The sequence below is a fragment of the Clostridium sp. OM02-18AC genome, from assembly GCF_003481825.1.
In the GTDB taxonomy this organism is placed as follows: Bacteria; Bacillota; Clostridia; order Lachnospirales; family Lachnospiraceae; genus Brotaphodocola.
In genome coordinates, this window is record NZ_QULW01000005.1 from 59077 (window position 1) to 70792 (window position 11716).

General features: G+C 50.7%; 11 protein-coding genes. 8 read left to right on the top strand and 3 right to left on the bottom strand.

The window, feature by feature from the left end:
• The first annotated feature begins 9 nt into the window (after window positions 1–9).
• Window positions 10–1188, top strand: a complete 1179-nt coding sequence (locus tag DXB18_RS05065) for a M20 family metallopeptidase (RefSeq protein ID WP_118706379.1) — start codon at window positions 10–12, stop codon at window positions 1186–1188.
• Window positions 1189–1313: 125 nt separating this feature from the next.
• Here DXB18_RS05065 and DXB18_RS16325 read toward each other — a convergent pair whose 3' ends face one another.
• The gene (locus DXB18_RS16325; RefSeq protein WP_207664481.1) at window positions 1314–1517 is read right to left on the bottom strand and encodes a putative holin-like toxin; all 204 of its coding nucleotides are present in this window, start codon (window positions 1515–1517) and stop codon (window positions 1314–1316) included.
• Between the two features lie 211 nt (window positions 1518–1728).
• Between DXB18_RS16325 and DXB18_RS05070 the strand changes: the two genes are divergently transcribed.
• The 7 genes from DXB18_RS05070 to DXB18_RS16515 all read left to right on the top strand — a co-directional run bounded on the left by DXB18_RS05070 (window position 1729) and on the right by DXB18_RS16515 (window position 8505).
• Entirely contained in the window at window positions 1729–2685 is a 957-nt protein-coding gene (locus DXB18_RS05070; RefSeq protein ID WP_118706381.1) for a substrate-binding domain-containing protein, read from the top strand.
• A gap of 75 nt (window positions 2686–2760) precedes the next feature.
• On the top strand, window positions 2761–3612 hold the full coding sequence (pstC, locus tag DXB18_RS05075; RefSeq protein ID WP_118706383.1) for a phosphate ABC transporter permease subunit PstC: 852 nt from the start codon (window positions 2761–2763) through the stop codon (window positions 3610–3612).
• A 32-nt stretch (window positions 3613–3644) separates the two neighbouring features.
• Window positions 3645–4517 (top strand): phosphate ABC transporter permease PstA, encoded by an 873-nt coding sequence (gene pstA / locus DXB18_RS05080; RefSeq protein ID WP_118706465.1) that lies wholly within the window; start codon window positions 3645–3647, stop codon window positions 4515–4517.
• Window positions 4518–4608: 91 nt separating this feature from the next.
• On the top strand, window positions 4609–5358 hold the full coding sequence (pstB, locus tag DXB18_RS05085) for a phosphate ABC transporter ATP-binding protein PstB (protein WP_118540307.1): 750 nt from the start codon (window positions 4609–4611) through the stop codon (window positions 5356–5358).
• 1 nt (window position 5359) lies between these two features.
• Window positions 5360–6007: a phosphate signaling complex protein PhoU gene (phoU, locus tag DXB18_RS05090; RefSeq protein WP_118706385.1), complete on the top strand. Its 648-nt coding sequence runs from the start codon at window positions 5360–5362 to the stop codon at window positions 6005–6007.
• Between the two features lie 12 nt (window positions 6008–6019).
• Window positions 6020–6703, top strand: coding sequence for a response regulator transcription factor (locus DXB18_RS05095; RefSeq protein ID WP_118706387.1), 684 nt, complete (start codon window positions 6020–6022; stop codon window positions 6701–6703).
• Window positions 6700–8505, top strand: coding sequence for an ATP-binding protein (locus DXB18_RS16515; protein ID WP_118706389.1), 1806 nt, complete (start codon window positions 6700–6702; stop codon window positions 8503–8505). Before DXB18_RS05095 ends, DXB18_RS16515 begins: the two co-directional genes overlap by 4 nt.
• A gap of 84 nt (window positions 8506–8589) precedes the next feature.
• Here the strand turns inward: DXB18_RS16515 and DXB18_RS05105 are convergent, their stop codons facing one another.
• Together DXB18_RS05105 and DXB18_RS05110 are read right to left on the bottom strand one after the other, a co-directional pair.
• A complete protein-coding gene (locus DXB18_RS05105) occupies window positions 8590–10488 on the bottom strand; it encodes an AAA family ATPase (RefSeq protein WP_118540304.1) in 1899 nt (632 codons plus the stop codon).
• Window positions 10489–10491: 3 nt separating this feature from the next.
• Complete coding sequence (locus DXB18_RS05110) at window positions 10492–11562, bottom strand: metallophosphoesterase (protein ID WP_118540390.1); 1071 nt, start codon at window positions 11560–11562, stop codon at window positions 10492–10494.
• Window positions 11563–11716: the final 154 nt, after the last annotated feature.

Genomic DNA, 11716 nt, shown 5'->3' on the forward strand with positions numbered 1-11716 from the left:
GGAGATCTTATGAAACAGAAAATAAAAGATTTTGTAGAGGAATTGCTGCCAGAGTTAGCAGATATGGCAGACAAAATTTATGACAGACCTGAGATGGCATTTCAGGAAAAATTTGCTGCGGGTGTTCTGGAAGATTGGTTGGAGGTCAGGGGCTTTTTGGTTCAGCGGGGACTTGGAACTTTAAATACCGCTTTTCGTGCAGAATATACCCAAGGCAGTGGTGGACCCAGGATAGGTTTGCTTTGTGAATACGATGCGCTTCCAAATGGTCATGCCTGTGGTCATCAACTGCAGGGACCGGCGATTCTTGGTGCGGCAGCTGCCATAGTACAACTCTTTACAGAGCAAAGTTATAGTTTAATTGTTTACGGAACTCCGGCTGAGGAGGGGAAGGGCGGTAAAGTGATCATGCTGAACGAAGGGTATCTGAAAGATATGGATATCGCTCTTATGATGCATGGAGGTCCTGCTACTCAGACGGATATCAAATCTATGGCAAAGATCAGTGCTACGGTTACTTTCCATGGAAAAAGTGCCCATGCCGCGCTGAAACCGGAAGCTGGACGTAGTGCGTTGGATGCAATGTTATTGTCTTTTCAGGGAATTGAGTTTTTGCGGGAACATGTCCGAGAGGATAGTCGAATGCACTATGCTATTTCGGATGGCGGAGGAGCAATGAATGTTGTACCTGCAAAAGCAGTTGGTGAATATGGTTTGCGGTCTTACGACTCCGTCTATCTGGATGAACTAATTCGTCGGTTTGAATTGGTTGTAAAGGGAGCGGCCATGATGACTGAGACAACCTGTGATATTTGTTACCATCAGCGTATCGAAGGGAAAATTCCAGCCAGAAAGCTAAATGAATTGTTAATGAGAAATGCTGTTTTTTACAATGCACCAAATTGTAAGCCTGACCGGGAAAAAACGGGATCTACAGATTTTGCTAATGTAATGCATATGATTCCAGGTGCATGTATTCGAGTTGCTTTTGTACCGGAAGGAAGTTCTTCTCACTCTCAGGAATATCTGGATTGGGGAAAGACACTGCAGGCACATCATGCAATTGCTCTGGGTAGTCAGATCCTGGCTGCGACCGTTTATGACCTTCTGACTGATGATGAAAAATTTCGTGCTGTTCAGGATGATTTTACCTACCAAAAAGAATTAATAATGAAAAATAGAATTTGACTCTTAAAAAGGTTCATGTTATATTAAATATGAAAAGGGAAAGCCAAAGACACATGGCCTACCCGAAAACAGATTAAAGTTAGTCTCTTATGAGACCTGCCGTCACTATTGCGAGTAGTGGCGGCTTATTTTTTTCCCTTAAAGATCTCATAAATGAGACCTATAAGTGCAACAATGAAGATACCTATCTGGATCAGATCCGAATATGTAACGTACATTGGCATCGCCCTCCTTTCAAACTGGAGGGTAAGCCCCTCCGGGAGTGGAGGGTAGACCGCCTTGAGGTGTTTTGACTTTCCGTTCAACAAGTATATCATAAGATGGTTCATTAGACAATTATATTAGAGGAAAAGGCAGATGGTTTGTATGATACTTTTTCTGTTTTACCTCGATTTAACATATCCCCTCTTTTTGATTTTACATTCAAATTTTACAATGCACTTGTGGTTGAGAGAGAAGAAAGAAAATCCCGGAAACCACAGTAAACATGCAAGTAACTGAAATGAGTTCATAAACAAAGAAAAGAGGAGAACACGTATTATGAAGAAGACATTAGCAATGGTATTAGCAATGGGTATGACAATTGCAAGTTTGACTGCATGCAGCAGCAAACCGGCAGAGACAACTGCAGTAGCTACCGAGGCAGCAAAGACTGAGGCAGCAAGCGAGGCAGATACAAAAGCAGAAGAGACCACCGAAGCAGCTGGCGGCAAGGCAGAAGGCCCGATCACCGTGGTTTCCCGTGAGGATGGATCCGGCACCAGAGGCGCATTCATCGAGCTGTTCGGTATTGAGACCAAGAACGATGCAGGCGAGAAGGTAGACAACACCACTGAGGATGCAGAGATCACCAACAGCACCTCCGTTATGATGACCACCATCGCAGGCAACAAAGGAGCAATCGGTTATGTTTCCCTTGGTTCCTTAAATGACACCGTAAAGGCAGTTGAGATTGACGGCGCCGAGGCAAGCGTCGATGCAATCAAAGCTGGCGAGTACAAGGTAGCACGTCCGTTCAACATTGCAGTAAAAGATGGTTTAAGCGATGTTGCATCTGATTTCATCACCTTCATCATGAGCGAGGATGGTCAGAAGGTTGTTGAGGATAACGGTTACATCAGCCAGGGCAACGAGGGTGCTTACACCGCTTCTGGTTTAAAGGGCAAGGTTGTTGTTGCAGGTTCTTCTTCCGTAACTCCGGTTATGGAGAAACTGAAAGAGGCTTATGTAGCTGTAAACCCGGATGTGGAGATCGAGGTTCAGCAGTCTGATTCCACCACTGGTATGACTTCCGCAATCGAAGGTGTCTGTGATATCGGTATGGCATCCAGAGACTTAAAGGACAGCGAACTGGAAGCTGGTCTGACCCCGACCGTCATCGCAATGGATGGTATCGCAGTTGTAGTCAACAATGAGAGCCCGGTTACCGAGCTGACCAGTGAGAACGTAAAAGACATCTTCACCGGTGAGATTACCGATTGGGCAGACGTTCAGTAACAGTAGAAATGTGCGGCAGGGCAGCTAGGAAGACAAAACAAGCTGCCCTGCTTTTTTATAAAGAAAGTGAGAACCATGAAAAATCTGAAAGAACAGCTGATGCACGCGGTATTTTTATTCAGTGCCTGCGTGTCCATTCTGTGTGTTGCCATGATCTGTGTATTCCTGTTCGCAAATGGTATTCCGGCGATCGGAAAGATCGGAGTCCTGAACTTCTTAACCGGCGAAAAGTGGAAACCGGGCAATAACCTCTTTGGCATCCTGCCGATGATCTTAGGCAGCATTTACGTGACAGCCGGTGCCGTCATAATCGGAGTGCCGATTGGCATTCTGACTGCAGTCTTTATGTCGAAGTTTTGTCCGAAGCGTGTTTACAAGATTGTAAAGCCGGCAATTGATCTGCTGGCCGGAATTCCTTCGGTTGTATATGGATTCTTCGGTATGGTTGTGATCGTACCGGTTGTCTCCACCCTGTTTGGCGGAAGCGGCAAGAGCATGCTGACCGCATCGATCCTGCTTGGAATCATGATCCTGCCGACCATCATCGGCGTGTCAGAATCCGCGATCAATGCCGTACCGTCCAGTTATTACGAAGGCTCCCTGGCACTGGGTGCCAGCCATGAGCGAAGCGTATTCTTCGCTACACTTCCGGCGGCAAAATCCGGTATTCTGGCCGGTGTGATCTTAGGTGTTGGCCGTGCCATCGGTGAGACCATGGCAGTTATCATGGTAGCCGGAAACCAGGCACGTATGCCGAAGGGCATTTTACAGGGCGTCCGCACCATGACGGCAAACATCGTTCTGGAAATGGGATACGCAACGGATCTCCACCGGGAAGCGCTGATCGCCACGGCGGTAGTCCTCTTCGTATTCATTCTGATCATTAACCTGTCGTTTTCAGTTATCAGCAGAAAGGCGAATGCATAATGGAAGCAGCTATGGAAAAGAAAAATATCGAAATGCAGGCGATCAACCGCCAGACCTTCGGGCAGCGGTTAAAGTCCTATAAACGCAGTCCGCAGTCTCTGGTGCTTCTGATCCTGGTATCGGCATCGGCACTTCTGACGGTGATGACGTTACTGTTTTTACTGGCTTATATTCTGATCAAGGGAATCCCGTATCTGACTCCGAGCCTGTTTGCGTGGGAATACAACAGTGAAAATGTATCTCTCATGCCGGCACTCGTCAATACGGTGATCATGACAGGACTTTCCCTGCTGATCGCAGTTCCCCTTGGCATTTTCGCGGCCATCTATCTGGTGGAATATGCCAAACGCGGCAACCGGCTGGTGAGCATCGTGCGGATCACCGCAGAGACCCTGACCGGCATTCCATCCATTGTATATGGTCTGTTTGGATTTCTTCTGTTTGCCGTGGCGCTTGGCTGGTCTTACACCATCTTAGGCGGCGCCATGACACTGGCGATCATGATCCTTCCAACGATCATGAGAACCACGGAGGAGGCATTAAAAGCGGTCCCGGATTCTTACCGGGAAGGAAGCTTCGGCCTTGGTGCCGGACGTCTCCGCACCGTTTTCCAGGTGGTCCTGCCATCGGCAGTACCTGGAATTCTGGCAGGTATCATTCTGGCGGTTGGCCGTATTGTAGGCGAGACCGCGGCACTGATGTATACAGCGGGAACCGTTGCAGGCATTCCATCCAACTTATTCGGCTCTGGCCGAACCCTGGCAGTGCACATGTACGTGCTGACCAATGAAGGACTTTACACCAACCAGTCCTACGCTACGGCAGTAGTGCTGCTGGTGATCGTAGTTTGTATCAACGCAGTATCCGGGTTCATTGCAAAGAAAGTATCCGGAAAGACCGCTTAATTTCCGGTGGAAGAACAATCTGGAAAGACGGCTCAGTATTCTGGCTGCGGCGCAAAAGGTGCCGCGGCATCCAAAAACAGAGAGGTAACGTATGGATAAGCTAACAATCAGCAACATGGAATTGTATTACGGCGATTTTAAAGCCTTAAAAGGAATCAATTTAAATATCCAGGCCAACGAGATCACGGCGTTTATCGGTCCGTCCGGCTGCGGAAAATCCACCTTATTAAAATCCTTAAACCGCATGAATGACCTGGTAGAAGGATGCCGCATCACCGGAAGCATTTTGCTTGACGGCGAAGACATCTACGGCGATATGGACATCAACCTTCTCAGAAAGCGGGTCGGTATGGTGTTCCAGAAACCAAACCCGTTCCCGATGAGTGTTTATGACAACATTGCCTATGGACCGCGTACCCACGGCATCCGCTCCAAGGCACAGCTCGATGACATCGTGGAGAAATCCTTGCGCGACGCAGCAATCTGGGACGAGTTAAAGGACCGCTTGAAAAAGAGCGCGCTGGGACTTTCCGGAGGACAGCAGCAGCGTCTTTGCATCGCAAGAGCACTGGCCGTGCAGCCGGAAGTACTTTTGATGGATGAGCCGACCTCCGCGCTGGACCCGATCTCAACTTCCAAGATCGAGGACCTTGCGGTGGAACTGAAAAAAGATTATACTATCGTCATGGTAACCCATAACATGCAGCAGGCAGCACGAATCTCCGACAAGACCGCGTTCTTCCTGATGGGCGAAGTGATCGAGTTCGGCGAGACCGAGCAGATCTTCTCCATGCCGAAGAACAAGAAAACAGAAGATTACATTACGGGGAGGTTTGGCTGATATGCGCAATCGATTTGATGAACAGCTGGAGCTTTTGAATGTGGAGCTGATCCGCATGGGAGCACTGTGTGAGGATGCGATCTCTTACGCGTCCCGCACGCTGATGGGTGAGGGTGACTTTACCAAGGATGTCTACAAGGCCGACCACGAGATTGATCAGAAGGAGCGCGATATCGAGAATCTCTGTATGCGTCTTCTTTTGCAGCAGCAGCCGGTAGCGAAGGACCTGCGTCAGGTTTCTTCCGCACTGAAAATGATCTCCGATATGGAACGAATCGGCGACCAGGCATCCGACATCGCGGAAATCTGCAGTTTCGTGGGTGACCGTGAGGCAAAGAGCCGTCTGCACATCCGCGACATGGCCGACGCGACCATGCGCATGGTGACCCAGAGCATCGATTCCTATGTAAAACGGGATCTCAACATTGCAAAAGAAGTGGTCCAGTACGATGATGTGGTGGATGATCTGTTCGGCAAAGTAAAAGAGGAGCTGATCGGCATGCTGAGTGCCGGAAGCACCGATGAGAAGATGGGCGAGTTCTGCATTGATATGCTGATGATCGCCAAATACTTTGAACGAATCGGAGATCATGCTACCAACATTGCAGAGTGGGTGGAGTATTCCATCACGGGAACCCACCTGGAATAAAAGGAGAAGAACATGATCTATCTGGTTGAAGACGATGAAAGTATCCGGGAACTTGTAATCTATACGCTGCAGACCACGGGTCTTACTGCAAAGGGGTTTCCCTGCGCGAAGGATTTCTGGAATGCCATGAAGCAGGAGTACCCGTCCCTGGTGCTCCTTGATATTATGCTTCCGGATGAAGATGGTCTGACCATCTTAAAGAAGCTGCGGGATGCCGGTCCCACAAAACGGCTTCCCGTTATTATGCTGACTGCAAAAGGAACCGAGTATGACAAGGTAGTCGGCTTAGACAGCGGCGCAGACGATTACATACCAAAGCCGTTTGGCATGATGGAGCTGGTCTCCCGGGTGCGTGCCCTTTTGCGCCGGGCAGAGCCGGAACACGAAAAACGCACCGATGCCTGCACTGCCGGACCGATCCATGTGGACTTAAACCGCCATGTGGTAACAGTAGACGGAACTGTTGTGGCACTCACGTACAAGGAATTCGAACTGCTTTGTTATCTGATCGAAAATAAGGGCATGGTCTTAACCAGGGATCAGCTGTTATCCAAAATCTGGGGATATGATTTTGATGGAGAAACCCGCACGGTGGATGTCCACATCCGGACACTCAGACAGAAGCTTGGCGAGGCCAGCCGCTGTATCGAGACCATCCGCGGGGTTGGATATAAGCTGGAGGAATCAGAAACATGAAGATCAAACGAAAAATCTACTGGAATCTGTGTCTGGTAGCACTTCTGACCATGGTGGTGTCAGCGTTGATCACGACGCTCCTTTTGTGCCAGGATCTGCAGACCCAGATGCGCCAGGCTGTCATGACCGAGGTACGGTATCTGGAGTCCGCCATGGAGGTATCCGGCAAAGATTACCTGGTTCATTTAAAAAGCCGTGGAGATGGCAACAGCGTCAACCGCATTACCTGGGTCGATGAAAACGGCAGCGTGCTCTATGACAGCTATGCGGACAGCGAGAGCCTGGAAAACCACAAAGACCGCCCGGAGATCGCGGCAGCTTTAAAGAATGGACGCGGTGAGAGTGTCCGTACTTCCCGCACCCTTGCGGAACAGACCTACTATTACGCAGCCCGTTTAACAGACGGCAGCGTTATCCGCGTGGCAAGCACCACCAAGAGCGCTCTTGCAACCGTGTTCCACACCGTTCCGATCATGATTGCCATGGCGATTCTGATTGTGCTTGGAGTCCTGATCCTGGCTGAGTTCCAGACCAAGCGGATCATCGCGCCGATCAACCAGATGAATCCGGACGATCCGCAGGCAGGAGATGTGTACGATGAGCTGGCACCGCTGGTGCGCCGCCTGGAAAAACAGAAGGAAACCATCCGTCAGCAGATGGAGATATTAAAAGAAAAACAGGAAGAATTCTCTGCGATCACAGAAAATATGCGCGAAGGTTTTCTTGTGGTAGACAGCAAAGGCGATGTGATGTCTTACAACAAGAGTGCGCTGAAACTGCTGGGAATCCCAGAAGGAGAGGAAGGAATGCTAAGCCGCCATGGAAATGCGGCGTGGGAAGAACATACCGATCCGGGCAAGGAAGGCACACTGTCACAGGATTTACCTGCAAACAGTCAAAACACAGGAACTCATAATGACGCGGAACGACATAAAGCGAATGTAAACATCATCAGCATCAACCGTTCCGAAAACTTCCGCAGGGTCGTGGATGAAGCCTTAAAGGGCGGCCACTGTGAGGAAATGCTGGATGTCGGAAACCGTCATTACCAGATCATCGCGAACCCGGTGGCAGAATCCGAAGAACGCAGCGGTGCCGTCGTAGTCATTCTGGATGTCACCGAGCAGCAGGGCCGCGAGGAACTTCGCCGCGAATTTACCGCGAATGTCTCCCACGAATTAAAGACTCCGCTGACCTCCATCTCCGGTTACGCAGAAATCATGATGAACGGCATGGTACAGCCCGCCGACATGGGCCGCTTCTCTGGAAAGATCTACAAAGAAGCCCAGCGCCTGATCACGCTGGTAGGTGATATCATCCGCCTGTCCCAGCTGGATGAAGAAAAAGTCCAGATGGAAAAAAGTCCGGTCGACTTACACCTCCTTGCCTCCGACGTGGTAAAACGCCTGCAGGACGTGGCAAAGAAAAATCAGGTTACACTGATGCTCACCGGAAAACCAACCGTGGTAAACGGCAACCCGCAGATCCTCGACGAGATGATCTACAACCTCTGCGACAACGCCATCAAATACAACAAGCCGTTTGGTGAAGTCGAAGTCAATGTCGCCATGATCAAAGACCACCCGGTCCTCACCGTGGAAGACGACGGAATCGGCATTCCGCCGGAAGACCAGGAACGCATCTTTGAGCGTTTTTACCGGGTCGATAAAAGCCATTCCCGCCAGATCGGCGGCACCGGACTGGGACTCTCCATCGTAAAGCACGGAGCCATCTACCATAAGGCAAAGGTAGAGCTCAAGAGTGCGCTCGGTGAAGGAACCACTGTGCGGATTACGTTCTAAAAAATAACAATTTAAGTATATGACAAGGGCCGTGTGAGTTGCCGAAAGGCAACTCACACGGCCCTATTAAAGTGAAATAAATTGTTACATTGTAACGAGGTGATATGCGATCTGGTCGGCGGTCATCATCTGTGCTTCCCTCTGGTGACAGGTAAAGATGATGATCTGACCCGGATACGCCTTCTTCAGCCACTTGAGGGCGGTGTGCAGCCGGTCTTCATCGTAGAGCACGAAGCTGTCGTCGAAGATCAGCGGCATGTAGTCGCCATCCGGCTGGATGAGCTTTGCCGCGGCGAGACGCAGGGCGAGGTAGATCTGGTCCATGGTGCCGCTGGATACCTGTTCCACCGGAACCAGGCGCGTGCGGGTGTTCATGAAGACATTTAAGTTTTCATCGACACTCATGCTGTCGTAGATTCCGCCGGTAATGCCGGAGATTAAGTCGGATGCAGTCTTATTTAAGTAAAGCCCGAATGAATCCCGGATGGTGGCGGAGAGTTCGGTCATGGTTTCCAAAGCCAGGTCAATGGCAGTGATCTCTTCGCGGATCCGCTCATTTTCAGCCAGAACCTGCTTTAAGGATTCGGTCTGGTCCTTGCAGTGAGCCAGGTGGTCCAGCTTTTTCTCCAGCTCCCACTGGGTTTTCTGCTGGCGGGAGATGACATCGTCGCAGCTTGTTTCTTTCTCCTGCAGGGCGGCGATCTCGGCAGCCTGTTCTTTTACGGACTGCTCAGAGCGTTCCAGTACCTGGCTTAAGCGGATGAATTCTTCCATGCGTCCCTCGAGAGCCTTCATTGCCTCCTCAGAGATGGAGGAATCGCCTAAGTGGCGGGAGAAAATTTCCTGCAGCAGCTTTTCCGTCATGGAGAGTTCCTGGCGCAGGCTGCGGTTCTTCATAAAGAAGATGAGCCCGACAGCGAAGAAGAAGACTGCAGCAGCACTTAAGATGCAGATGAGCCATATGGTGTAGCGGGACACGCCAGTCGATACGGACATCAGTGCCCCCACGCCGGATGCGGCAGTATCGATTGGCTGGGAACTGAAAAAACCAAGGACTCCCGCGCCAATGGCAGAGCAGACAGCCAGCACGAGCATGATGACCGGCAGGAGCGCGCGCCCTTTTTTGGAGGCGGTTTCGGACAACTCCTGATAATGGTTGTAAGTATTTTGCGCATTTTCCCGGTAAGCGTGGATGGAAGCCTCATCGGTAAACTGCGCGCCTTCCAAAGCCTGGCGGCCCTTTGCGATTTTCTGGAGCAGGGTTTCGCGCTCGGTCTGCTTTTCGGAAAGCTGGTTCTTTACCTGCGAGCGCAGATCCTGGTAGGTCCGCAGCTGGTTTTCGTATTCCGGCGCGGAAATTTCTTTTTCCATGTTTTTGATCTCGGTGAGCAGCGCAGTGTAGGTGCGTGCTGCCTCCGGGGTGAGCTGCCGTTCAAACTCTTTCCGGCGCCCTTTTAAATAGGAAGAAGCCTTTGTGATATTTAAGGAAAGATTGCCAGTGGTATTCATGTTGGCAATGTAATTGCGCAGTTCGGTCACCATGCCGCCCTCGGTCACGCATTTGAGCTGACCGATGCTGATGGTGTTGTTGTAGGCGGTTTCTGTGAGCCCGCCTAAGAGAAAGTCCAGGAAGCTTTTGGTGGGCTCCACCTGTTTTCCGGCAGTTTCATTTACGATCACAAAGGATTTCTGATCCTTCTGGAAATTGCGTTCCAGGCGGTAGATGACCCCGTCCTTTTCTACCCGCATCTGACCGCCGTAGACGCCCTTGTTCTTCCATGGTTCATATTTGCTGTAAAGGTCGCCCCGGGCAGCACGTCCGCGCCCGCGTTCCAAACCAAACAGCATACAGCGGATGAACGTATGCAAGGTAGATTTTCCGGCTTCATTTTTGCCGTAAACTACGTTTAAGTCTTTGTCGAAAGAGACGGAGAGGTCGTGAAACTTGCCGAATCCGTCGATATGTAAATCTAGTATCCGCATAGTCTAACTCCTCTCGTCTTTGGTGCGAAGCAGGGCATCGATCCCGTAGTACAGCGCCTTTTTTTCAACCGGACTGGGATCATCCTTTTGAAATGCCTGGATATAAAAACCGATCATGTCGCTTGGATGTTCTGCAAAGAGCTGGCAGAAATCGTACTGCGGCTCCGATTCATCGACCGCCTCCACAATCTGCAGGCGGCGCTCCAGTGGTTCTAAGTCAAAGACAATGTCCGGGTCGCGCATGCCGCGGATGCGGAAACGGTAAATGTTTTCCAGTCCGCGTTCTTTTACGGCATCTGTGATGCGGTCACAAAGCTCGGCATTCGTGGTAGCCGGAGTGACATGGACGACCAGCGGAATGTACTGGACGCGGCTTACCGGGACAAACTCCAGGGAGATGACCTGGCCGGAGGCGGGCTGGATCTCGCCGACTACCATGCCGTGCGGACCGGTCTCAGTTTTGTCAAGCGGCTCTAAGGAACCAGGATATGCGTAGGAAAAATCCGGTGCAAGTTCCGGCTTATGGATGTGCCCAAGTGCCGTGTAGGCAAAACCAGTGCGGGCGAGACTGCCCTTGTCGAGCGGAAGATGGGAAGCATCGCCGCCGTGTGCCAGCAGTACATGGATGCGGGAATCATCCGGCGCTTTGATGCCGTTTAAGCGGGCTTCATTGATCTCAGCCGTGTAGTAGGAAAATCCGTGTACCTCCAGATTGAAATCTGGAAAATAGACAGAGCTCAGCTCCTCAGACATGAGGAAGGTAACATTGGGACACCAGGTAAAACTCATGAGTGCGGAATTTAAGCGGATGCGGTCATGATTTCCGGCGATGATGACAATCTTCACACCGGGAATCGTGGAAAAGAGATAATTGACTTCTTTTAAATCGCGCAGGAGCGGCTGACGGTGAAACAGATCTCCTGCAATAAAGAGAAAGTCCGCGTCCCGCAGCTTGGCCTGTCGTACGACCTCAGCAAAGCTGTCGTGAATGGCCTGGGCCCGCTCGCGGTTCCAGGGCCGGTCACTGTCCGGGTTCATGCCCCAGTGGACATCGGCAATGTGAATAAATTTCATGGGATTCTCCTTGTTGATCAGCGGATGCGCTGCTGGCGCCTCCATGATATGCGGTGCGATAGCAAGTGTGCCATGGCGCCTTCCTGATATGCACTATAATAGAATGCGGGTATGCCGGCAGTTCGTCCTGCGCAGTATACCCGCATTGATTTTC

Excerpts from the sequence above, each read along its gene's own strand:
- DXB18_RS05065 (WP_118706379.1), top strand. The coding sequence starts at position 10 with ATGAAACAGAAAATAAAAGATTTTGTAGAGGAATTGCTGCCAGAGTTA.
- DXB18_RS16325 (WP_207664481.1), bottom strand. The coding sequence starts at position 1,517 with ATGAACCATCTTATGATATACTTGTTGAACGGAAAGTCAAAACACCTC.
- DXB18_RS05070 (WP_118706381.1), top strand. The coding sequence starts at position 1,729 with ATGAAGAAGACATTAGCAATGGTATTAGCAATGGGTATGACAATTGCA.
- pstC (WP_118706383.1), top strand. The coding sequence starts at position 2,761 with ATGAAAAATCTGAAAGAACAGCTGATGCACGCGGTATTTTTATTCAGT.
- pstA (WP_118706465.1), top strand. The coding sequence starts at position 3,645 with ATGCAGGCGATCAACCGCCAGACCTTCGGGCAGCGGTTAAAGTCCTAT.
- pstB (WP_118540307.1), top strand. The coding sequence starts at position 4,609 with ATGGATAAGCTAACAATCAGCAACATGGAATTGTATTACGGCGATTTT.
- phoU (WP_118706385.1), top strand. The coding sequence starts at position 5,360 with ATGCGCAATCGATTTGATGAACAGCTGGAGCTTTTGAATGTGGAGCTG.
- DXB18_RS05095 (WP_118706387.1), top strand. The coding sequence starts at position 6,020 with ATGATCTATCTGGTTGAAGACGATGAAAGTATCCGGGAACTTGTAATC.
- DXB18_RS16515 (WP_118706389.1), top strand. The coding sequence starts at position 6,700 with ATGAAGATCAAACGAAAAATCTACTGGAATCTGTGTCTGGTAGCACTT.
- DXB18_RS05105 (WP_118540304.1), bottom strand. The coding sequence starts at position 10,488 with ATGCGGATACTAGATTTACATATCGACGGATTCGGCAAGTTTCACGAC.
- DXB18_RS05110 (WP_118540390.1), bottom strand. The coding sequence starts at position 11,562 with ATGAAATTTATTCACATTGCCGATGTCCACTGGGGCATGAACCCGGAC.